At 39.6% G+C, this 23,713-nt stretch carries 19 protein-coding genes, 1 pseudogene and 1 riboswitch; of the genes and pseudogenes, 11 read left to right on the top strand and 9 right to left on the bottom strand.

Going from position 1 to position 23,713, the window contains the following annotated elements; genetic code table 11:
- Window positions 1-22: 22 nt before the first annotated feature.
- A complete protein-coding gene (locus tag H6G79_RS11785) occupies window positions 23-1,393 on the bottom strand; it encodes an FkbM family methyltransferase (RefSeq protein ID WP_190588807.1) in 1,371 nt (456 codons plus the stop codon).
- Window positions 1,394-1,443: 50 nt separating this feature from the next.
- Entirely contained in the window at window positions 1,444-1,827 is a 384-nt protein-coding gene (locus H6G79_RS11780) for a tetratricopeptide repeat protein (RefSeq protein ID WP_190588806.1), read from the bottom strand.
- Between the two features lie 773 nt (window positions 1,828-2,600).
- On the opposite strand from H6G79_RS11780, the gene H6G79_RS11775 reads away from it, so the two are divergent.
- A complete protein-coding gene (locus H6G79_RS11775; protein WP_062291811.1) occupies window positions 2,601-2,819 on the top strand; it encodes a DUF4327 family protein in 219 nt (72 codons plus the stop codon).
- A 77-nt stretch (window positions 2,820-2,896) separates the two neighbouring features.
- On the opposite strand, the gene H6G79_RS11770 is transcribed toward H6G79_RS11775, so the two are convergent.
- From H6G79_RS11770 to H6G79_RS11755, 4 genes are all read right to left on the bottom strand, one after another.
- Complete coding sequence (locus tag H6G79_RS11770; protein WP_190588805.1) at window positions 2,897-4,156, bottom strand: protein kinase domain-containing protein; 1,260 nt, start codon at window positions 4,154-4,156, stop codon at window positions 2,897-2,899.
- Between the two features lie 92 nt (window positions 4,157-4,248).
- Window positions 4,249-6,246 carry a serine/threonine phosphatase gene (locus H6G79_RS11765; RefSeq protein WP_190588804.1) on the bottom strand — a complete coding sequence of 666 codons (1,998 nt, stop codon included), beginning with the start codon at window positions 6,244-6,246 and terminating at the stop codon, window positions 4,249-4,251.
- A gap of 243 nt (window positions 6,247-6,489) precedes the next feature.
- Window positions 6,490-7,782, bottom strand: coding sequence for a PAS domain-containing sensor histidine kinase (locus tag H6G79_RS11760; RefSeq protein WP_190588933.1), 1,293 nt, complete (start codon window positions 7,780-7,782; stop codon window positions 6,490-6,492).
- A gap of 189 nt (window positions 7,783-7,971) precedes the next feature.
- Window positions 7,972-8,589 carry an rRNA large subunit pseudouridine synthase E gene (locus tag H6G79_RS11755; RefSeq protein ID WP_190588803.1) on the bottom strand — a complete coding sequence of 206 codons (618 nt, stop codon included), beginning with the start codon at window positions 8,587-8,589 and terminating at the stop codon, window positions 7,972-7,974.
- A 121-nt stretch (window positions 8,590-8,710) separates the two neighbouring features.
- Here H6G79_RS11755 and H6G79_RS11750 point away from each other — a divergent pair, with 121 nt between their 5' ends.
- Both H6G79_RS11750 and H6G79_RS11745 read left to right on the top strand, forming a co-directional pair.
- Entirely contained in the window at window positions 8,711-9,583 is an 873-nt protein-coding gene (locus H6G79_RS11750; RefSeq protein ID WP_190588931.1) for a phosphodiester glycosidase family protein, read from the top strand.
- 166 nt (window positions 9,584-9,749) lie between these two features.
- Entirely contained in the window at window positions 9,750-10,517 is a 768-nt protein-coding gene (locus tag H6G79_RS11745; protein WP_190588802.1) for a Uma2 family endonuclease, read from the top strand.
- 67 nt (window positions 10,518-10,584) lie between these two features.
- Here H6G79_RS11745 and H6G79_RS11740 read toward each other — a convergent pair whose 3' ends face one another.
- Together H6G79_RS11740 and H6G79_RS11735 are read right to left on the bottom strand one after the other, a co-directional pair.
- Window positions 10,585-11,049, bottom strand: a complete 465-nt coding sequence (locus H6G79_RS11740; protein WP_190588801.1) for a HEPN domain-containing protein — start codon at window positions 11,047-11,049, stop codon at window positions 10,585-10,587.
- The gene (locus tag H6G79_RS11735) at window positions 11,046-12,137 is read right to left on the bottom strand and encodes a DUF262 domain-containing protein (RefSeq protein ID WP_190588929.1); all 1,092 of its coding nucleotides are present in this window, start codon (window positions 12,135-12,137) and stop codon (window positions 11,046-11,048) included. Before H6G79_RS11735 ends, H6G79_RS11740 begins: the two co-directional genes overlap by 4 nt.
- Before the next feature lie 165 nt (window positions 12,138-12,302).
- A riboswitch (TPP riboswitch) is annotated at window positions 12,303-12,399 on the top strand.
- A 7-nt stretch (window positions 12,400-12,406) separates the two neighbouring features.
- Between H6G79_RS11735 and thiC the strand changes: the two genes are divergently transcribed.
- The 8 genes and pseudogenes from thiC to H6G79_RS36680 all read left to right on the top strand — a co-directional run bounded on the left by thiC (window position 12,407) and on the right by H6G79_RS36680 (window position 22,145).
- Complete coding sequence (gene thiC, locus H6G79_RS11730; RefSeq protein WP_190588800.1) at window positions 12,407-13,786, top strand: phosphomethylpyrimidine synthase; 1,380 nt, start codon at window positions 12,407-12,409, stop codon at window positions 13,784-13,786.
- A gap of 95 nt (window positions 13,787-13,881) precedes the next feature.
- Complete coding sequence (locus tag H6G79_RS11725) at window positions 13,882-15,600, top strand: DUF262 domain-containing protein (protein WP_190588799.1); 1,719 nt, start codon at window positions 13,882-13,884, stop codon at window positions 15,598-15,600.
- A gap of 550 nt (window positions 15,601-16,150) precedes the next feature.
- Window positions 16,151-16,525: an NINE protein gene (locus H6G79_RS11720; RefSeq protein ID WP_062291837.1), complete on the top strand. Its 375-nt coding sequence runs from the start codon at window positions 16,151-16,153 to the stop codon at window positions 16,523-16,525.
- A gap of 55 nt (window positions 16,526-16,580) precedes the next feature.
- Entirely contained in the window at window positions 16,581-17,114 is a 534-nt protein-coding gene (locus tag H6G79_RS11715; RefSeq protein WP_062291846.1) for a ComEA family DNA-binding protein, read from the top strand.
- 877 nt (window positions 17,115-17,991) lie between these two features.
- The gene (locus tag H6G79_RS11710; protein WP_190588798.1) at window positions 17,992-18,873 is read left to right on the top strand and encodes an SDR family oxidoreductase; all 882 of its coding nucleotides are present in this window, start codon (window positions 17,992-17,994) and stop codon (window positions 18,871-18,873) included.
- Between the two features lie 77 nt (window positions 18,874-18,950).
- Entirely contained in the window at window positions 18,951-20,444 is a 1,494-nt protein-coding gene (locus H6G79_RS11705) for a glycosyl hydrolase family 57 (RefSeq protein WP_190588797.1), read from the top strand.
- A gap of 333 nt (window positions 20,445-20,777) precedes the next feature.
- A pseudogene (locus H6G79_RS36685) lies at window positions 20,778-21,554 on the top strand (caspase domain-containing protein); the annotation flags it as partial.
- A 51-nt stretch (window positions 21,555-21,605) separates the two neighbouring features.
- The gene (locus tag H6G79_RS36680) at window positions 21,606-22,145 is read left to right on the top strand and encodes a DUF2808 domain-containing protein (protein ID WP_396019796.1); all 540 of its coding nucleotides are present in this window, start codon (window positions 21,606-21,608) and stop codon (window positions 22,143-22,145) included.
- A 96-nt stretch (window positions 22,146-22,241) separates the two neighbouring features.
- Here H6G79_RS36680 and H6G79_RS11695 read toward each other — a convergent pair whose 3' ends face one another.
- A complete protein-coding gene (locus H6G79_RS11695; RefSeq protein ID WP_190588795.1) occupies window positions 22,242-23,600 on the bottom strand; it encodes a sensor histidine kinase in 1,359 nt (452 codons plus the stop codon).
- Between the last annotated feature and the right edge of the window lie 113 nt (window positions 23,601-23,713).

The raw sequence follows: 23,713 nt of genomic DNA, 5'->3' as shown, positions 1-23,713 counted from the left end.
AAAATGCCTAAACTAGCAAATTTTATTGCTTATTATTACTAAGGTAGGGAGCAATTTCTTTGATTTGTTCACGAATTATTGTGGCCATATCATAATCCGCTATGGTATCCCGTCTATTTGCTTCTATTTGCAGAACTTGTACCAGTTCTTCTGTCCATTGATCAAGTTCTGCTGTTTCTGCTGCTGATATTCCAATAAACCAAGTTGCTTGTGCTTCTGCTAATTCTTCTTGCAATAATAATGCTAAACCTAAATACCAATAATTCTGTCTCTCATGAGTATCAGACTCTATGATTTTCTCATAAATACTAGCAGCTTGCTGATATTCACCTAGTAATAAATGTTGATATGCTATTTCCTGACAATATATTTGATTACTTAAGGTTGATTTATCTATATTTGAAATTGTTGTATAACTACTACTATATTCCCTAATCTTTTCAATTATCGGTAAAGAAGCCAGAGTTACATTCTGATTAACGACACTAGGAACATAAGCTAAACTCTCAATAATATTATCAGCAAAGTTATACTTTTTATCTTCTCTCCCATATTGCAGAGTTAGATAAACTAATAGTTCTAAGGCATAATCTGGAAAACTTAAAACATCCGCAAGGCAAGCTAGTTTAAAAATTTTTTCTGGTGTTTTGAGGTTTGTAATGATATCTTCTCTAAGAAAATCACGGAAGTAAAAGGCATTACACCAAATCATTGCACCTTGATGCTTTTGTGATATTATTGGCATCCGTCGAATATCACGACTCATATTGCTGAGGTCAAATAAAGTAAAACCATGATTTCTGAGATATATGTCTACATCACTGAATAGAGGTTGACCTTTATATATCTCGGTAAATTCAACTTCTGTAATTATCCCTAAAGTTCCCTGTTTTAAAATCCAAGAAGCTCCTTCTAATACAGCTAGTTCTGCTCCTTGAATATCAAGTTGGATAAAATCTATTTCATTAATATTCTGAGACTGACAAAAATTATCTATAGTTGTGGTTTGTACTTCCTGAGTGTACTCTAATTTGATTAATTCTGAATTACCGACAAAGTGTTCAATATAATATTCACTGGGAGGATATAAGGAACTACAGCCTGGATGTTTAGTTACATATAGTGTAGACGTTCCTTCAGACTTCCACAGAGCCAAAGGTATATGTTTTTCAGTCCAATTAATTCGTCTTGCTTCAAGTTCTTCATTCGCTGCTTGGCAAGCTTCGGGATCAGCATCAAAACCATAGATAGTAAGATTAGGGGCAAAAATTCCCCATCCTTGACTTCCATAATCATCTTGAATTTCAATCTTACGAGAGCCAACTACAGCTACTGTAAGATGAATTTTGTCTAAATGATGGCTTTTTTTTAAGCTGGGAAGGAAGAGTGACATATTGATAAATACAATTATAAGTTTGCTATTGTTTTGAACTAGCGATCGCTCTAATTTTGCTGTTTCTTAATCTGCTCTAAAACAGTTTTGTAGTCTTGCCTGTCAGGATGCAGTTTAACTAGCTTTTCCATAATCTCAATCGCTCCTTTGGGATCTTTTAAATGCACTCTAGCTATAGCTAATTTCTCTAAAGCCGCTTGGTTGTTTGGTTCTCGTTGCAAAACTAGTTCATAACCCCGTGCTTGTTCCTGTAAAGAAGACTCAACAGATACATTCTTTTTCTGAGACTGCTGATGAGCTTGTTGTACTGCGGTGATCACACCAAATACCGTAGAACCAACGAAAGACACTAAACCTACTACCGTTAAAATCCTTCTCTTTCGATCTATTTTCTTTTGGCGGGAAATAAGATAATCGTCTCCGGAACTAGACATGTCTCAATAGTTGCTGTGAAAAATACTGAGATACCAGCAAGCCTCCAGTTATCAGAGTACCCAGCACTCTAGGGAAACTAACATTATGGCTGTAAAGTTTTGAAAATTCTTCAGGAGGTACGTAAGAACTACTTGAATGAGGACTGGCAATCATTTGGGACGAGGGAAGGGAGACAAGGTAGACAAGGGGGACAAGGCTTCGTCGTGAGCTTGAGCCGAACGGTGTAGGTGTTCAAAACCTTTACACCCTCACACCCTTACACCCATTATTCAAGACAAGCTTTGTGCGCTAGTTTAATCTCTGCTAAAGAATTAATTTTTTATAAATTTTTGTAATAAATCTATCTAATGTCAGATGTTTGCGATATTGTATATTACGTCTAAATATACGCGGTAAACTCTCCTTAGCCGTGTCTTAAACGACTTCAAACCAGCCTAAAATTCTTGTTTTTCTAACAAGTACTCACATACTTATGGCTGATGTAGATAAAATTCTGCAAATTCAACTTGTGTTATCAATGCAACTTTCAAAACAGTTAGTTTTTTCGTGACGCATAGACGATCGCTTGTGAGTAAAAATTTCAGTTTTGTGGTGGTAATTACCGTACAGAACCGAATTTATGCAAAAACAAGCAGGGTTTGTTATGGTATAGTTAGAAAGTTAAGACTAGCTTTACCAATTCCAACGCTCTACGCATCGATAACAATTGCCTAGCGGAAAGCAGTTTTGATTAAGCATTTACCTAAACGAAATCTGAACTTAATCATAGGTTATGACTCAGCAAGTAATTCACCCAATGGTGAAATTGCAGCGTAACGTGCAATCACTCGTAGAATCAAATATCATCAAACCCACTGATAGCATTTGGAAAATTGCCTTTCTCTATGGCAATGACTGGCAGCACTGGAAACAGGAACTGTTGGACTTTGGCTTCAGTATGCAAGACCCAATCAGTGAACTGTTGGCAGTGGAAGCTTGGGATGAAGAATAGGAAATAGGGAATAGGGAGTAGGGAGTAGGGACTAAGAAAAATCACGACTCCCTACTTACAACTCCCCACCCCCAAATTTATACCTTGCAAGCTGTTAAAGCATTGGCTAATTCCCTAGCGGTTTGATAGCGATCGCGTGGTAACGGCTCTGTTACACGTTCAATCACCTCTCGAATTTGGGGTGTAATCGTGGGAGAGTTAGCCACATCAAACCGAAAATTTCGTCCTTTTTGGCGGAAGAATTTAAAGGGATTTTCCCCAGTCAGCAGAAAAATTAGTGTTGGCCCAATGGCATATAAATCTGATTGAATCAGAGGTTGTCCCCGTTCTTGTTCGGGGGCGCAATAACCTTCTGCACCAATGCGTGTACCTGGTGTTGTGCCAATTTCTTTCACAGCACCAAAATCTAACACCACGATGTGATTATTGGCATTTCGCACCATCAGGTTAGCGGGTTTAATATCACGATGAATCAGTGGTGGTTCTTGGCTATGCAAATAGTCTATAATTTCGCAGGTTTGAATCATCCAGGCGATCGCTTGGCTAGGCGTTACAGGCCCAGTCATCTGGACTCGTTTTTCTAAATCTTGCCCATGTACTAATTCCATAGCCAAGTATTTTTTACCACCGTCAACAAAAAAGTCATAATACCTGGGGATACCTGGATGATGGAGAGATTTCAGCGTATTGGCTTCTCGCTCAAATAATTCTTGGGCTTTAGCTATTTTTGCCATATCAGCATTCATTTGCTTTAAGACCAAAAGTTGGGGATTTCCACTCATCCAGCCTTGTGTATCCCAAGCTAAATATGTGGTTCCCATACCTCCTTGTCCCAAAGTTCGCAACACCTGATACTGACGAATCGTCTGTTGCACTGAAAGAGGTTGACCACAATGAATACAAAATAAATTTTGCGGAGAATTACCTTCATGGGTGCAAGTGTAAGCCGCCCTAGCAGGGTCTTGATTTGTCGGCACAAATCCAGCCAACTTTTCTGACTCTGCATTAGTCGCTGGCGATATCTCCTGAATTTGAAATTGCAGTATTGGCCCTCCCTGCGCCAGTTGTAAAACTGCATTGTGCGGTAGAGGACTTTGAATTACCAAAATGCCATTGAGAAACGTACCATTTGTACCTTGACTATATATCTGCCAAGATTCTTCATGATTATCAGTACTGACTTGCCTGAGTTCTAGATGATGTCGGGAAACCAAACTATCGGATAAAACCACATGATTGTCTGCCGCTCGACCAATACGAATGACGGCGGAGTTATCAAAGCACCACTGTTTCAGGGGTGTTTTGTGTTGCGGTTCTAACAGCGTCACAATAACCACAATCAAACCTGCATAAAAAATAGGGAGTAGGGAGTAGGGAGTAGGGAGTAGGGAGTAGGGATGAGGAAAAACTCGAAGCTAACCTCTAATCTCTAGCCTCTAGCCCCGGAATTGTCCATGTTTGGTCGGACTTTTGCCCGCACCAGTATTGCAGTAATGTTGTCATGACCATTTTTTTGGTTTGCCACATCAATTAATTCATTGACACCCCGTTCTAAGCTTGCGCCAGAACTTAATAAAGGAAGTAAATGACTCTTCCAGTGGGTTTCTAGTAAATCATTATCTGATAAACCGTCAGAGGCGAGAATTAGCAAACTATCTTCATTAATGTCAAAAAACTCTACATCAGGATCGAGGGCGCTTTCGTCACGCGGCCCTAAAGCTTGGGTTAATTGATAAGCATCAGGACGGGCATAAGCTATGCTGGGTTCTACTCCCCGCGCAATTTCCCGTTGTCCAACTTCATGGTCTACGGTGATTTGTTCGAGTCCGCGTTTGCGGGTTAAGCGGTAGAGACGGCTATCGCCCACATGAGCCACTACAGCTTCGGTATCTTGAATTACCAAAATTACCAAAGTTGTACCCATCCGCCCAATACCCGATCGCGCATCTTGTTGATTTAGCTGATAAATTGCTTGATTAGCTAAATAAACAGCCTCACGCATATTTGCTTCGGTTGGGCGCTGGTTGGTTTGCCAGAATTCTTGGAAGTATTGTTTGACAGTGTTAACAGCCAATTCACTCGCTATTTCCCCACCCGCATGACCACCCATTCCATCACAGAGAATATATAAACCACGGGCTTGGTAGACGCGGTTTCTGGGAAGTTCTAGCTTCTCAATTTTCGTGTCGATGCCAAAGTAGTCTTCGTTGTGTTGACGCTGACGACCTACATCGGTGCATCCCACATCTTCGAGACTGCTTAATTGCATTGACAGCACGATGGTGGGTAAGTCGTCGCTTCTTCCAGAACTGTCTTCGTCTGGATCATCTTCTAGCTGAATGATCGTGGGTGCTGTGGGATGTTGGTGAGCGGTGGGAGAAAAACTAGGAATTGCTGAGGTTTCTAGGTCTGAGGCGATCGCTTCTAGGCGCGATCGCAACTGGGCAATCATTTGAATTTTCCCTAGTTTCAAATCCTCCAAAATCTGCAATACCGCACCAAACTGCGTACGTTGGGACTGTCTAAATAATTCCTGCCAAATTTCCCCCAAAACTTTTACACTAAACGGCTGTTCTGTTAGTGATAATGTTTCGTCTTCGGCTATGTCATCGGCTTCTGCGTCACTTTCCCTATACAATCTTGCCAAAGCTAATGTTTGGTCTTCATCCAAGCGCAGATTCGATAACTCCAACAAACTTTGGCGACATCTCACAGGTTCCAACACAGCCCACAGTTGGGTCATTTGATAAAACCAATGTAAAATTTGTAACGAGCTTGTTGTCTCTTCTTTCCACAAATCAATTAACAAAGGCCAATCAGAACGGTCTTCAATTAAGAGAACCTGGGTATTTCCTTCCTGCCAAGCATCGTGGATTGCTGGTATTTCTACTTGACATTTCGCCTGTAATTGTACGTAAGCTTTAGCTAATTTAGGAATGTCAATTTCTTGACCTGTTACGGTGAGCCATCCTTGGTTTTGATTGTCTAAAATAGCTCCAATTGGTGATATTTGATACGGCTGACAATCTAAAACTCGTACACCTACTTCAGTTCGTTGGGCATTGTCATCAAAGATTGCCAAGGGTTCTAGCAGTTGATAGCGTTGTTCTTTATCTATGTAAGAACCTGCTTTCAACACAGGTCTAGCAGCAAGCGGTAAAGTATATTCCGTGGAAAGAGGTAAAGTTGGTAAATCATCCTGATCATCTTGCCAACTGCCTAATTCCCAGTCCCCACCTTCTTCTTTAGTGACAATTGCCCACCAAACTGTCCCACATTCAGCACCGCAGTTATGACAACTTTGGGCATGTAATGGCACTTCCGTACCACATTCATGACAAGCATGATGAGTCAAGGAAGTGCCACAGTTTTGGCAAAATTTATTAGCATTGGGGTTCTCAAATTTACACTGAGGGCAAATCAGCATAGTGGAAGTTCCTTTATTCCCGTTCCAAGGTGCTTCTAGCCACTAATATCCAAAGTGCCACAATTAACTGCCCCTGCCTACAGTAGACCTACAAGAGATTGTGGTTTCACCAGTGAATGTTGGTGGCAGTATTAATTGTGACGCATCTTAGCTAAATATTTCAGATACCTGCAAATAAATTTTGTTCTTGTCCAAGGGGAGCAGCAATTTCTTAGTAAGAAACTGGTATAATTATACTCCCTTTTATCCCTGACGCTGCAATGGTAATTGCACCATAAAACAAGTACGATTTGACCTGCTGTCTACCTCAATTGTTCCTTCTAATTGCTTAATTAATTTCTGGACTAATGCCAATCCCAAGCCTGTACCGCCTTGCTTCCACGGGTCATTACTAGGAATGCGGTAGAATTTGTCAAAAATATGGGGTAACTCCGAACTAGGGATTTCTACACCCGCATTAATCACTTGAAACTGCATATTTTGGCAATTTAATGCAACAGCAACCGTGATTTCAGCCTCTGGAGGGCTGAATTTACAGGCGTTGGTCAGCAGTTCGATAAAGATGCGCTCTAGGCTAAAAGGATCACAAACCAATGGCGGTAGATGCGGAGCTATACGTAGGTGGATTTTTTGCTTGCAGATACCTCGGTTACGGGCATGAAATAGCTCTACAACTCTTCGCAGCCATTGTTGGACTTGAATAGTTTCCAGCACCCAAGGTTGAGCGTTGCTATCTAAGCGTTGCAAATCCAGAAAGTTATTAATCAGGTTGATTTCCCGTTCGCACTCGTTATCTAAAATGGCAAAATAGCGGGCGGCTTTTGAGCGTTCGGTTGGCGGCTTGGCCATTTCCTGCACAAAATTTTGTTCTGGCTGTAGTGCAATTCCTAACATTTGAATTGCCATTTTCATGTTTGTCAGTGGTGTGCGGAGTTCATGGGAAACTGTGCTGAGAAATTCTTCCTTGAGGTGAGTCAGGCTTTCCATTTCTGCTAACTGTACCTGCTTTGCAGTTTGGTTAGTTGCTTGGCTGACTTCTTCACACACCATCAAAATTACCGGACTTTTCTCAGGATATTCACCATCAGGTAAGATTTTGAGAGTTGTTTTCACCTGGGTAATTTTACTATCAGGACAGTGGAGGCGATATTCTGCCTTGATCGAATGGTTGGGGTAAACAGCACTGAACAATTCAATGAATGTTTCCGATAATCTTTGTCTGTCTGATAATTCCAGCAAATTAAATACAGAGGTTTTGATCAATTCTTCTGGTTTGTAACCCAGCAAGTTAGCGCCGAATTGGTTGACAGAAAGAATTATCCCGGCTGCATTCACACTCAAGTAAATTGCTGGAGTATGTTCATACAGACTGCGATACCAATGGAGTTCTGCTTGTGTACGCCGCAGCATATCTGCTGTGTACAGTTCTAAATCCGAGGTGCGTTCAGGCACAAGTTCCAAGCGAGCCGGAGAGGCTGACAAGGTATCTTGTTGTGTGTGTGTTTGATGCCAGAGCGATCGCTGATTTAAGCTCATAAGACCTAAACTTGTACTCACAGGCTAACGTTCATTAATAGGGAAAGGGAAGAAAAAAGTTCATTATAATTTTTTTGGCAAAATTTAGCCAATTACAGGCAAAAAATATCTTTCCCAGTTTTTAATGCTTTCCTTGAATAGCTGACATTCACAGATTAATTCTCACGTTTATTTACATCTATTTATTAATTAAGAGAATTGAGACTTTTGAGTTTTAGATTCAGAAGACTTGTTCAGTAGTAATTTAAGTTCTGATGCGCTCAAGTCGCGCCACTGACCGAGTTGTAGTCCGTCTAAATTAAGCTGGGCTATGCTTACCCTAATCAGTCGCAAAGTGGGAAAACCTACAGCCGCCGTCATTCGCCGCACCTGACGATTTTTGCCCTCTGTTAAAGTCATTTCTAGCCAAGCCGTTGGTACATTTTTGCGAAATCTGATCGGTGGGTGGCGATCGCCCACTGGTGGATCTACGGTTAACAGCCTCACTTGGGCAGGGCGCGTGCGGTAATCTTTGATTTCTACACCCCTTTGCAATTTGGTTATAGCATCTGGATCGGGAATCCGCTCTACCTGTACCCAGTAAGTTCGCTGATGGCCAAAACGCGGATCAGCAAGCCGATGTTGCAATTTACCATCGTTTGTCAACAGTAATAACCCCTCACTATCCCAATCCAAACGCCCCACCGGATAGACATCAGGCACATCAATATAATCTTTGAGGGTACTATGGTTTGGTGTTTCCTGCGTAAATTGACTGAGAACACCGTAGGGTTTGTGAAAGATTAAATACCGAAAGCTATTGCTCATTAGATATTACAGATTTTTGCTACTCCTAGAAGTCTCAATTTAGACTTAACAGGGTTGATTGAGTGAAATTATCCAAAGATTTGGGAACTTTAATAAAAACCAGATTAAAGATGAGTTGATGATGCTGAACTCTAAGATTAGTCGGCGTTCTTTCTTGTTCCTAGGCGGTGCTTCTCTAGTTCAAGGATTAACATTGGATCTCCCCGCCACGGCTCAAACCGTCCAAATTAAAAAAGCCAAGATAAACGGTATTTCTTTTTACCAAACAATTATTGACCTGACTGACCCCCAAACTTTCATCACCATTGGTTTAGCCAAGAATGCCTCTTTTGCTAATACACAGCAGAAAAGTAGCGGAGATGAAGAATTTAGCAAAATCGTATCTCGTTATCAAGCAGCCGTGATTGCCAACGGGACTTTTTTCGCCAAAAATGCCCAAAAAACAGTGATGGGTAATATGGTAGCAGGCGGTAGATTTTTAAAATACAGCCAATGGGAAAATTTTGGTACTACCTTGGGTTTGCGAGTTGGCAATCAACCGGAAATGATTACAGCACGGGCGGATGGTAAACCAGAATGGCATCAACATTGGTTTTCTCTTACCTGCGGCCCCCGATTGTTAAGACAGGGACAAATTTGGCTCAACCCAGGACTAGAAGGATTTAAAGATCCTCATGTTTTAGGTAAAGGCGCACGTACAGCCATTGGTTTTCCCGCCGATCGCAAAAAGTTATTTTTGGTGAATTTTGACAGTAGCTTAAGTTTGCAGCAAACAGCACAAGCCATGAAAACAATCGGCTGTCACGAAGCCATGAATTTAGATGGTGGTGCTTCCAAAGCTTTAGCAGCAAACAATAAAATTTTAGTCCCGGCTGGCAGACCCCTAACCAATGTCATTGTTGTCTATGATGCCAAGAATCCGGCTCCAGCAGCTTTAAAACAAGATTGGATGAGATTTCAACAAGGCGAACGCCCGAAAATATCTGGTGTTTAGCAAGGCGAGGTGCGATCGCTTTCAGTAGCAATAATAAATTTGGAATTCCAATAACTGACAACTTTGGGATTCCATATTATTACTTTGCGTCTATGCGCGAGATAAAATAATTACGTAAGCGAGTCCACCAGTTTCATTATTTCCAACTCAAATACGCCAAAGTTCTATGACCCTTGCTAAATCTTCTGAACTAGGCATTACCCATCTCCCCGACCATACTGAATTACCAGAGTCCGACGGAACCTTTGTGAAAAACTTTCAAGAACATCCTCAAAGTCTCCTACTCACAGACTCTATCACAGACGTATTACAGCAACTACATCCTGATCAGCAGTTTGCCATTGGTCAAGATAGCGGTATTTACTGGCGTTTAACAGAACCACCAGAAAAAGGCGCAGAAGCACCAGATTGGTTTTATGTACCAAACGTACCACCAATGTTAAACGGTAAGTTTCGCCGTTCTTATGTCTTGTGGCAAGAATACGTCGCACCCTTAATTGTCCTAGAATTTGTCTCTGGTGATGGTTCAGAAGAACGGGACAAAACACCCCTAACTGGTAAATTTTGGGTGTATGAGCAGGCAATTAGAGTGCCATTCTACGGCATTTATGAGTTTAGTAAAGCTGCGGTGGAAGTCTATCACTTAGTAGATGGCAAGTATCAATTACTGCCAGCAAATGAAAGAGGCCACTATTCTATTCCGCCGATGGGTGTGGAATTAGGGATTTGGCAAGGACAATATAAAAACATGGCAGCGCCTTGGTTGCGCTGGTGGGATGCAGAGGGAAATCTTTTGTTGAATAGTGATGAAAAGTCTCAACAATTAACATCCCAGTTAGAAGAAGTATCATCACAATTAGAACAAGAACAGCAAAAAGCCGAACGCTTGGCAGAAAAGTTGCGTCAAATGGGGATTGACCCTGATCAATTGTAGATATAAGTTTTTATTATAAAAATTAGCGTATTTACAATTTTAAACTGTTTTAACATGTATAATCATACTAAGAGTTACATTGATTTTCAATCATTTGAATCACTTTAAATGCTTTTTCATAATAGTCTTTTATTGTTGCATACGTGATACCAACATCTTGACCATGTGCGATATTATTTCTGTTAGCAACAATACTATCAATTGCGTCTTTTAATTCACCTTCAGTAGCTTTTCTCAGATTGGATTCCCATTGTAGGCTAAATGCTCCTGTTAACTGAAGTATTTTTTCCATTTTAGGGTTTTGTAAATCATCTAATTTACGTTCTACAAAATTAGCTATATTTGGAATAGCCTTATTTTTTGCATATTGACTATATATTGCACGTACTGAATTTTCTATAAAGCCTGAAACTAATATACATAAATATCTTGCCCAATGTGCTTTAAGCTCATTGTCATCTGGTAACTGATTAACTTTTTCAAATAGGTTATCCAGTTTTTGTTTAGCCCGCATCACCTCACGATTTTTCATTCTATTTCAGCAAAAGCATTTATAGCTTTTTCTATTCTCTCTTTTACGTTTTCTTCCTCAGAAGTACGTGCAGTCTTTACAGTTACTTCCAGAAAACTTGGATCTTCTAAAAGACTTGTATATTTTAATTTTAATTGTTCACAGTCATTGATATCACCTTTTTCTAGCCGACGAGCAACGCCTATCATAACTGCATCAAATACAGATGCGTTTAGCGTTCTTTTGGGTTTAAAAGCTCTAGTACCAATACATTGATAAATTTTATTGATTGTTGTTTCAAATACATCTCTAATTTTTTCTCCAGAATAGTATTTAAGATGTCTATTTTTGCCCATAAATTTATTAAGAAATTCTTTTAATGGTCTTTTATATTCATTACCTTTAAAATACAGTGCAAGAAACCGAAGGATAAGTTCTTCATCTCTCATTCTTATATTTTTGTCATTTTTACCATATATGGAGCGCCAAGCAGAATTATTATTAAGTTGCTTTAACAAGTCATTAAATTCTCCATGATAAATAGAAGAACGAATTTCTTGAGATTCTAAAGTTGTACCACCTGTATTCAATCTTTGAAAAATATGGTAAATACTACTGTCATCTTCAGATGGCTCATCTTGATTGACGATTGTTGCGTGTATGATTGAATCATCTAATCTGCGGCGATCTTCATCAGACAAGGACTTGTATGTTAGTTCCTCAAATTGAGGTTGTACACCTTTAAGAGCAAACTCTTTATCTTTACCATTAACTTGAAAGACTCCAGCATAAAAATATTGAAGAGTACGCAATCGTTGTTGACCATCAATCACTAAAAGTTTTTGCGTTTCTTTTTCTTTTGATAGAAAAATACCTGGAACCGGTAGCCCTAGTAAAAGTGATTCTATAAAACGTGAAGCTTGCTCCAATTTCCATACATAATGACGTTGAAGTGAAGGTATGTATATACTGCCGTTTTCTAATCGTTTTACAAGACCATCAACAGGGTAATCTGCTCCATAACTAGTAATGGAGTATTGAAATGGAAGTATTTCATCTCCCTCATCTTCCCAATTCTCTGGACTTTGAGTTAAAGTTGATTTATCCATAAAACCTTGTAAACTCTGCGCGTCGCTATTTGGTTCAATTGTGTTCATCCTTCAGCGTCGCCTCTTGATACTTCATTACAAAATCATTATAGCGATCGCACTCCCCCACACCTCATAAATTGTTAACCTCCTTGTCCTCAACCGTAAGCAAAATGGTACAATCTACATCCATGCTAGGGGTGCCTGAGATTTCAGGCTGAGATCACACCCTTAACACCTGAGTCTGGGTAATACCAGCGGAGGGAAGCTGTTTATTGAGGATTTCAATCATGCGGAAAGAATGGGTTGCCAAGCGGCGTGGGCAGAGCAATGTAACTCAAATGCACTACGCACGTCAGGGTGTTATCACCGAAGAAATGCACTACGTTGCTCAACGGGAAAATCTTCCTGCTGACCTAATTCGTGAGGAAGTAGCGCGGGGACGGATGATTATCCCGGCTAACATTAATCACACCAACCTAGAGCCAATGGCTATTGGTATCGCCTCTAAGTGCAAAGTGAATGCTAATATCGGTGCTTCACCCAACTCTTCTAACCTTCAAGAAGAAGTAGATAAATTACAGTTGGCGGTGAAGTATGGCGCTGATACCGTAATGGACTTGTCCACAGGTGGAGGTAACTTAGATGAAATTCGCACAGCTATTATCAACGCCTCACCCGTTCCCATTGGGACAGTGCCAGTTTACCAAGCATTAGAAAGCGTCCACGGCACAATTGAAAACCTCACCGCCGATGACTTTCTCCACGTCATCGAAAAACAAGCCCAGCAAGGGGTAGACTATCAAACCATCCATGCAGGCATTTTGATAGAGCATTTGCCTTTAGTCAGAAGCCGCATCACGGGAATTGTGTCTCGTGGTGGTGGTATTTTGGCACGGTGGATGCTGCATCACCACAAACAAAACCCGCTTTATACCCACTTCCACGACATCATTGAAATTTTCAAGAAATATGATGTTTCCTTCAGCTTAGGTGATTCCCTGCGTCCTGGCTGTACCCATGATGCTTCCGACGCTGCACAATTGGCAGAATTAAAAACCCTCGGACAGTTAACGCGCAAAGCCTGGGAACACAATGTACAGGTGATGGTAGAAGGGCCTGGACACGTCCCAATGGATCAAATTGAATTTAATGTCCGCAAGCAAATGGAAGAGTGTTCCGAAGCACCATTCTATGTGTTGGGGCCTTTGGTAACAGATATTGCTCCTGGCTATGACCACATCACCTCTGCTATTGGCGCAGCAATGGCTGGCTGGTATGGTACAGCAATGCTGTGCTACGTCACACCCAAAGAACATTTAGGTTTACCGAATGCAGAAGATGTTCGTAATGGGTTAATTGCTTACAAAATAGCAGCCCACGCCGCCGATATCGCCAGACATCGCCCAGGTGCAAGAGACAGAGACGACGAACTCTCGAAAGCTCGTTATAACTTCGACTGGAACCGTCAGTTTGAATTATCCCTCGACCCCGAAAGAGCGAAGGAATATCACGACGAGACCTTACCCGCAGACATCTATAAAACTGCTGAGTTTTGTTCGATGTGCGGGCCTAAGTTCTGTCCGATGCAAACCAAAGTTGATGCGGATGCGTTGACTGAACTAGAGAAGTTCTTGGCGAAAGATAAGGAAGTGGTGACGCAAAGTTAACAGATTGCCAAAGGTAGCCACATTAAAATAAGTAGACTTATATTAGGGTGGACAAATACCCACCCTAATCAATAAATAATAATGGTGCATATAATATGGAGAACGGTCAAAAAACAATCCTAGAATTATTTGATGGTAGAAAAATTTTTAATATTCCGAAATATCAAAGAGCTTATTCATGGGAAAGTAGACAATTAAATGATTTTATTAATGATGTTAAAAATCAAAGTATAGATAAAGAATATTTTTTTGGTACTATTCTTTTTCAGGAAAAAGGCAGAGAAGGAAATTTTGAGGTCATTGACATAGTTGATGGTCAGCAAAGAATTACAACTCTTATTATTTTCATGAAAGTTTTATTAGATAAACTAAAAAAACTTGGTGAAGATGTTGCAATACTTGAAGAAACATATATTCAGTATCGTGGTGAATATAAACTCAGAACCTTACTACATGACAATGATTTATTTAAAGCTCACATTCTTGAGGATAGTTGCTCTGAATCAGTTAATGTAAGTACTAGTTCTCAAAAACGTTTATTAAATGCAAAAGATTTTTTTAAAATCCAATTAGAAAAGTATTCTTTAGATGTGTTAGAAGAGTTTAAAATTAAAATAGAAAAAACTAGAGTATTAACTTATTCTGTAAATAATGATGCAGAAGCAACATTAATTTTTGAAACAACAAATGATAGAGGTAAACCTCTTACAAGCCTTGAGAAAATTAAAAGTTTTCTTATGTATAAAATTTATCTTATTTCTGACAGTCCTGATACATATTTAGATGTTATTCAAACTAGATTTAGTGAAATATATAGAGATTATGAAGCTATAGAGAAATATAAATATGATGAAGATTCTCTAATGCGTTATCATTTCATTGCGTTTGAAGAATGGACAACCTCTAAGGACAGGAATGAATATGATCGTCATCTTTGGACAGTAAAAAATAGAATTAATAATCTTACGGTGAATCACAAGAATTACACTTTAGGAAGCGAATATATTGATAAATACAGTAAAGAACTCAAAGAAACTTTTTTTGTTTTCAAATCTCTAATAGTAGACTGGCATGAGCCATACCTAGATGACCTTTTTTATCTAGAAAGATTGGCTAGTTTTTTCCCGCTTTTAATTAAAGCATATAAATTGGATGCTTCAGAAAACAAAAAACAAGTTAGAAGAGTAATAAAACTGTTAGAGATAATTAGTTTTAGAGTATATGGAATTCGGAGAAGAAGAAATACTACAGGTCAAGAGAGATTATATAAAATGGCTCAAACTTTCTCTGGAGATTTTGAGAAACTATGTAATGAACTGAAAGATTTAATTGGTGAATATTGTAGTGATAGAGAATTTATAATTAAATTGCAATCATCTAGTTTCTATGAAGATGTTCCATCTAATGAACAAAATTATTTATTTTGGAAGTATGAAAACTATATTAGAACACGAGAAGGTTCTTTAGCTCCTAAGATGAGATATCGTCAATATGGACGATTATCTACAGAGCATATCATTCCTCAAAATCCTCGTAACATGCTGACTTGGATGGATAATAATTTTAGAGAACAATACTTACACAGTCTGGGAAACCTTACTCTTGATACTCAAATTGGAAATGCTAGTAAGTCTAATCATGACTTTGCTTACAAGAATGCTAGATACTATAAAACTTCTCCTTTCAAATGTCAAAATGAATTGGAAAATTTTTTAAATCCAAATTCTGGTGAATGGGATATTAATTCTATCAAGGAAAGAAGCAATATGATTGCAAAATTCGCTCTAAAATATTGGGATTTCAGATATATTTAATAGGTAATAAGTTCACTTTTGAAATAGAATTTAATTATTCCAACTGTGATAGTAGTAAATTTATCGCAAGTGTATTGACAAAACATAAAAGTCGTAGTAATAGAAAGTCTATAAATTCTAGGTTTACCATGCTTCCCTCAAGAATTGGTCTGAAAATTACAGATGCAATTCTTCATACTATATTTTTTATAGTCAGCAAATAACTTAATTTAGCATGGCGAATCTTTTGATTATCGGTGCGGCGAAAGATTTCTTGGCCCTTATGACAGCTAAAGTGTTTAACTGGCTATTTCAATATCACTACTGTTATCGTTTTAAGTATTCTAAGTCTTCTAAAAATTCTGGCTGAAATACAGCTTCACGATCGCCTGGAATCTCACCCTCAACACCCATATAGCCCGACTTTACTGGAAATATTTTAATATAGCATCAGAATAGGGCTGGATTTTGGCTATCTCTAAAGACGATATGATACTGAATTTATGTAGGTATTTTGCTACGATCGCTGTTTAATTGACCTAACTGTGATAGTGGTAACTTTATAATAAATATGTTGGTAAAACGCAAAAGCCGCAGTATCGCTGCTATTCTCGCTTTTTCTGGTACGCTCACCGTCTCAGGATTACACAAGTTCTATTTAGGTCAGCCGTTGTGGGGGATTTTATATGTGCTGCTTTCTTGGACACCAATCCCCAAGGTGGCTAGTGCAATTGAAGGTGTGTGGTATTTAGCTTTAGATGAGGAAGCTTTTGACCGGAATTTTAATCAGGGTAAGTCGGCTGTTAAGTTTTCTCAATCAGCCAGTAATCAGGTAGAAACAGTGGCGAATGCTTTGCGCGAACTCGATGCGCTGCGTCAAGATGGTCTAATTTCGGAATATGAATTTGAGCAAAAACGCCGCCAGCTACTCGACCAAATTTCTTGATATAGCACTGTAACCTGTCACCTGTAACCTGTCACCTGCCATACAAGCAAAGATAATGCACAACTGGCTACCTTTAAACTTTAAGTTACAAAAACTCCGCGCCAAATTGCTGAATGATCCTTACTATCGGTTGCAGTCTGGTGAAGAAATTCAAATAGCGGCGCAATTGGGTATTCGGATTGATGTGAATCAAGCGACAGTGGATGATTGGTTGCGCTTACCGGGTTTGTCGATTCACCAAGCGCGATCGCTTGTCGAACTTTCTCGTTCTGGGGTTAAATTTTACTGTATCGAAGATATTGCCGCCGCTTTGAGTTTACCAGTGCAGCGTCTCAAGCCATTAGAACCACTGCTGCACTTTGTTTACTACGACAATGAGTCTCTGGTTCATTCAAATCATTTAGTGAATCCCAACACTGCTACAGTCGAGATGTTGGCGCAAACGCCATTGATTGATTTGTCCCTTGCTCAAGCAGTAGTGGAAAATCGCCAAGCTTATGGACTATATCGTAATATCGCTGATTTTCAACAACGATTGCAGTTACCTGCCGAAGCGATCGCGCAATTAATGTATTTTCTGCGGTTTTAATTCATGGTGGGTTGCTCTTGGTCATCGGCTATTTCTGGACTAAATTCAGTAAGCATACACAGCTTTATCAAATTATTTATTAATTAAAAGATCCCTTGTATGAAATCATTGATCCCTGTTTTATTCTATCGGGCAGGGATAATAAATTTTATAGCCATTGCCAGCTAAATTAAGATAAGATTTATCATCAAACACTTATACCAAGAGACTTTTGAGCTTATCTCCTATTCTCTAGTATATGACTTTTTTGTGTCTTTATTATGTCTGTTTACCCATATCAGCTTCTTCTATCTTGCTAACAATAGGTGATATATTTTCTTGACTCTAGGGAATTTATCACTAAATGTCACCAAAGAATGACATTTATCTAGTATGGTTCATAAAAACTTATTTCCCGAAATATTTGATATATATATCATCTTGGTTACAAAGCGTTAAGAAATTCTTATTAAAAAATATTGCTGATACTTGATTTTGTTGTTAACGTGTGTTTAGCAACGCTGCTGATCAATGCTCTGAATCTAAGAAGAGGTAAAAATTATGAGCCATATCCATTCAGCCAATTGCTGGAAGTATTGATGAAGTTCCGAAGCCTTGCATAGAAAAGGTACTACAGGCTATGGACTCGACAAGTTTTATATCACTAAGTACTAGGATTTTTACTCAGCACTCAGTACTCAGCACTCAGCACTTTTAAGTCAGAGGATTTCCGCAATGCAGATTAAAGCACAAATCTCCATTGCAAATAGCTGAGTTTTCTTCTGAAGTCAACAAGGATAGATGATTTGTCTTACCTGCGGAAAATGAGTAACCGTAATTGCGTCTATCTAAAAACACAAAACGCGGGTTAAGACTTAAATTCTGGAGATAAAAACCGATGAAGATTCAAGGTAATGTTGCTCTAATTACAGGGGCTTCTCGCGGTATTGGCAGAGCGATCGCCCTTGCTCTAGCACAACAAGGGATGAAAAGATTAATTTTAGTAGCACGCGATCGCCAAAAATTAACTGAAGTCGCCCAAGAAATTACGGCGATGGGAACAGAAGCCGTCATCATTCCGCTAGATTTAACTCGCGCCACAGAAGTAAATATTACTGTAGCCCAATTGTGGCGCAATCATGGCCCGATTCATCTGCTGGTGAATTGTGCTGGTGTTGCTTATCAAACCTCATTCTTGCGTTCCAAACTTCCCCAACTCCAAGAAGAACTGTCTGTGAATTTGTTGGGAATGTACACCCTCACCAGTTTGATAGCCCGACGCATGGCCAGCCAAAAACAGGGGACAATTGTTAACGTCTCTAGTTTAATGGGGAAAGTCGCTGCACCAACAATGGCAACATATTCAGCTACAAAATTTGCCATCTTAGGATTTACCCAAGCCTTGCGTCAAGAATTAGCCGAGTACAATATTCAAGTCAAAGCCTTATTACCTTCTCTCACCGACACAGATATGGTGCGTGACTTGCAACTATTCCGTTGGGTGATTCCCATGACACCCCAACAAGTAGCGCAAGCATTGATCGTCGGATTGCAGAATGATGCACCAGAAATTTTAGTTGGATGGCAAAGTCATTTAGCTGTGTGGTGTCAACGCCTAGCCCCTTGGTTGTTAGAGTTGATTTTAAAAATTGCCGCGCCACCAGCACCAAGAAAGCAGCAAGTTGTCGAAAAACCAAGTTTATTCAGCCGGATCAATCGTTTTTGCGATGTTTTGTTAAATCGAAACGTAACTCCATTAGTATCTGCACGTAAGTCTTAAAAGATTCTGGGACGCGATCGCCTACTGCAACAATAAAGATACAGTATGAGGGATGAAAAGTTTTATTCCTCACACTTATGATTTCCTTTCCTACGACTCTCCCGCCTGAAATCGTTGACGGCTTACCAAATATTTCTGGTTGGGAGAAAGAAGTTCTTGCGGTAGTCAACCACAACAAACCTGTTTTTTTACCTTCAACCAATCTGAGGTTAGAGGATGTGAATGCGGTATTTGCGATCGCTTTACACATGCACCAGCCAACTATCCCCGCAGGATACAACGGCGGACTGATCAGCAATCTGCAATATATGTTTGAACATCCCAACGAAGGCGACAACCACAACGCCGCGCCTTTTGCTTATTGCTATAGTCGCATGGGTGATTTCATTCCCGAACTTGTCAGCCAAGGTTGCAATCCCCGCGTCATGTTAGATTACTCTGGCAATTTGTTGTGGGGATTACGCCAGATGGGACGCAACGACATCCTTGACAACCTCAAAAAAATTACTTGCGATTCCAAATATCAACCTTATGTTGAATGGTTAGGAACAATGTGGAGTCATGCTGTTGTTCCTTCCACACCAATACCCGATATTAAATTGCATATTTTAGCTTGGCAACAACATTTTGCTGCTATTTTTGGCTGGGACGCATTGGCAAGAGTCAAAGGATTTTCACCGCCAGAAATGCACCTACCAAATCACCCTGATACTTTATTTGAATTTGTCAAATCTCTCAAAGAGTGTGGCTATCTTTGGTTATTAGTCCAAGAACATTCTGTAGAAACAATCAATGGTGAATCTCTGAGATATAAACATCTACCACACCGTTTAATAGCGCGTAATTCTCAAGGTGAAACAATTAGTATTACAGCCTTGATTAAAACTCAAGGTTCTGATACAAAATTAGTTGCTCAAATGCAGCCATACTACGAAGCTAAAACACTCTCTAAACAACAAATAGATAATGTATTAGTACCACCGATAGTCAGTCAAATTGGTGATGGGGAAAATGGCGGCGTGATGATGAATGAATTTCCCAGTGCTTTCAAACAAGCTTGGTGGGATATGGTTAATCATGGCGGTGGTAAATCTGGCGTTGTCGGAGTGTGCGGTACAGAATATTTAGAGTTAATTACAGCCGCAGGTTGTAACCCCGAAGATTATCCAACTTGTCAGCCAGTAGGACAGCATCTCATTTGGCAAAGAGTTGCATCCGATAATTGTCAACCCGAAGCTGTGGAAAATGCCATCCAAGAATTAAAGCAAAGTAATCCTCACTTTCATGTAGATGGTGCTTCTTGGACAAATCATATTAGTTGGGTAAAAGGATATGAAAATGTATTATCTCCTATGAATAAACTCAGCAGTTTATTTCATGAAAAGACAGATAAATTTTTAGTCAAAGATGAGTCTGGTGTAATTACTAAACAATCCCAATATCGGCAGGCATTACTCTATAATTTATTGCTGCAAACTAGCTGTTTTCGCTATTGGGGACAAGGTACTTGGACAGATTATGCTAAAGCAATTTATCAACAAGGAGAAGCTTTACTGCACACAAATTTTTAAACTCCAGGGCTGACATACAAGTGCTGTAATATCGTAGACGCGCAAGCGGCTTCCCGTAGGGTACCGCCGAGGCGCAGAGGACACAGAGGAATAAGAGTTGTAGAGGAATATTGAGTAAGTCACGGCTATACAGACAAAACCCTTTATTTTATATTAGTCCGCGTTCAGCTTTGCTGTCGCCGCAGCCCAGGCGGACTGCGTTTTTATAGCCGCGAATTCCATTCGTCGGGGCTTGTAAATTTAATTAAATGTTATTCAAATAATTACTGAAGTTGAATTAAAATTATTGCAAATAATTTAATTTAAATTTAGATAAAAATATTGAGTAAAAAAATGTTGTGGCATAAATGGCAACTATTGTTAGGAACTGCGGCATTAGTATTGCCATTAACGTTTAGTTTAGCTCACCCAAGGATAGGGATAAATCAGGCGATCGCTCAAAATCTCATTCCAGTAAAACGCCAACATCGTACAGCACTCATTATTGGTAATTCCAATTACAAATCAGCCGATACATTAGTTAATCCTGTCAACGACGCTACAGACATTGCTAATTCCTTACGTCAAGTGGGATTTGATGTCACTCTCCTCAAAGATGTAGATTTGAGACAGATGGAAGAAACCATTGAAAAGTTTAATCGCCAACTGCGCCAAGGCGGAGTAGGGTTATTTTACTTTGCTGGACATGGAGTGCAAGTAGACGGAGAAAATTATTTAATACCTGTCAATGCGCGACTAGAACGGGAACAAGATGTGCGTTATGAAGCGATGGCGATGGGTAAAGTTCTGAATGTGATGGAAGATGCAAACAACGATGTCAATTTTATTATTTTAGATGCTTGTCGGAATAATCCCTTTACTCGTCAATGGCGATCGCTCCAACGTGGGTTAGCAGCACCGACGCAAGCTGTTAAAGGCACGCTCATTGCTTATTCTACTGCACCAGGGACAGTTGCTTTTGATGGCGATGGACGCAATAGCCCTTATACTACAGCTTTATTACGTAATATGAAGGCTCCGAACCTAGATGTGGAACAAATGTTTAAACAAGTAAGGGCTGATGTTCTCAATACAACTAATGGCAAACAAACACCTTGGGAATCTTCGTCTTTAATTGGTTCTTTTACTTTTAATTCAACAAATGATCGTAACAGAAATAATATGACATCTTCTGTTACCACACCTCAATCACCCCGCAATCAAGAAATCATCACCACCCCGCCGACTCCGCAGCCTTTGACTTCACCCAAAACAACATATTTTGCTCAACAGCCGAGTTTAGTAGAAGTCACAACAGACGACAATCAAGCCAAAGCTTTAGGCGCAACTTATTACTTTACAATTAACTTGCCAGAAGGTGCGGGGACATCTCTCCAACAAATTACAATTAACCAGCGTGAAGGTGCAGAATATATCCGCTTTCGTCTCAAAGAAACTGTCGCCTTTAAAGGAGGACGTTCTCAAACAAGAGAGAAACTGCAACTCAAAGATATTAGCAGCGATCGCAAAACCCAAACCATATCTTTTACTTTTGATCCGCCAGTTTCACCTGGAACAAAAATTACCATTAGTTTAAAAGCCCAACAAAATCCCCAAAGAGGTGGCGTTTATCTCTTTGGTGTGACCGCATCGCCAATTGGAGAAAAACCTCACAGTCAATTTTTAGGTTTTGGTAGATTACAGTTTTATCAACATATTTAAAAAGGCAGGAGGCAGGAAAAATTTATAAAGTAAAATAACGCTATCTCCCTTGTCACCCTTGTCCACCTTGCCCTCAGTCGATGAACTTCACCAAAATCACACCAAGGGCAAAAGTATTTTAAATTCCGAACCCACCCCTTCTTGGGAACGAAAATCTAATTTACCGCCATGTCTTGCGGTGATAATTCGGTAACTAACGCCTAAACTAGTTTCTACATCAGCCCGTTTTTCCGTTGAAAAAGAATCAAGAATTTGTTTTTGTGCTTCTTCTGACATTCCGGGGCTATTATCAACGATGCTAATACAAACCCAACGAGAATCCGGGGCATTTGGGTGGGTTGGTGCTTGAGAAATAACGGCTGTAGTGATGATAATTTGAGGTTGATTTATGTCAGAACAAGATGCTTGTTGAAACTGTTGGCGAACAGCTTCATCTAATAAGCCATCTACAGTCTGACTAAAAATATTCATTAATACTTGGTGCAGTTGTCCCATAAAGCAAGGAACTGGGGGAATTTTGCCATATTTCTTGACAATTTCAATTTCACCTTTTAAACGGCTTTTTAACAAAAGAATAATCCCATCTATACAAGCGTTAATGTCTACTGGTTTGGGATAAATTTCATCAATATGGCAGAAATTTTGTAAACTGGTGACGAGTTTTTTTAATCTTTCTGCACCAGTGTGGGCGCTGGCTAAAGCTTTGGATAAATCTTCTTCTAAAAAATCAAATTCAATTTCATCTTTGAGATAGTTAATGGCGGCGGAAGCTTCGGGTAAATCTTCGGAGTAAGCAGCTATTAGCTTGAGTAAGTCTTGACTATATTTTGAGATGTAAGTTAAATTGCCCCAAATAAAACCAACGGGGTCTAAAATTTCATGGGCTACGCCGTCAACTAAACGCCCTAAACGTGCCATTTTATCATTTTGAATCATTTGGGCTTGACTACGTTCGTAGCGTACTTGAGTTTCAATGCCGCGAATTTGCCAAGCTGCTAAACTCAAGTCGTGAATATCTAATAATTTGTAAGTATTTGTTTCTGTTTTGACAACAATCGGTTCGGCAAAAAGTTCAGGCGATCGCTTGAGTGTATGCTGCATTGCTGTTAAAATCGTCGTCGTCTCTGGTAGCAGCATAATTTCTGTACGTGCATAGCTGTAAAGCTCGTTAATGTTGGCTTTAGCAAATAACTCTTGTCCAAAAGGACGAATCAGAAATTCTAGAACACGTCGCCGCGAAATCATCCCCAAAAATTTTCCCCGTTCTTGTAAAACTACACCTGGTAAGCGCGGGTATCTTTCTAAAAAATTAGCTACTTCAGTGCATGTACAACTAATATCTACAGCAAAGTCATACATAGGCAATTCTTGTAAATTTGACTCTAAACTGAGATAGTTATTGCTGGCAATAGATAAAACTGGTGGTGAAATTAAAGCAGTTAATTCTGATGACACTGGCAACCCTGAGATATATAAGTTTTAACAACTAGTTAATAGGTAAAAAACTGAGATTTTAAAGTCTATTCAGTAAGTATGCAGCTATCAATATAACGATGTAACGCAAGTTA

It is taken from the genome of Anabaena sp. FACHB-83 (assembly GCF_014697485.1).
In the GTDB taxonomy this organism is placed as follows: Bacteria; Cyanobacteriota; Cyanobacteriia; order Cyanobacteriales; family Nostocaceae; genus Nostoc_B.
This window is presented reverse-complemented; position numbering and strand designations above follow the sequence as displayed.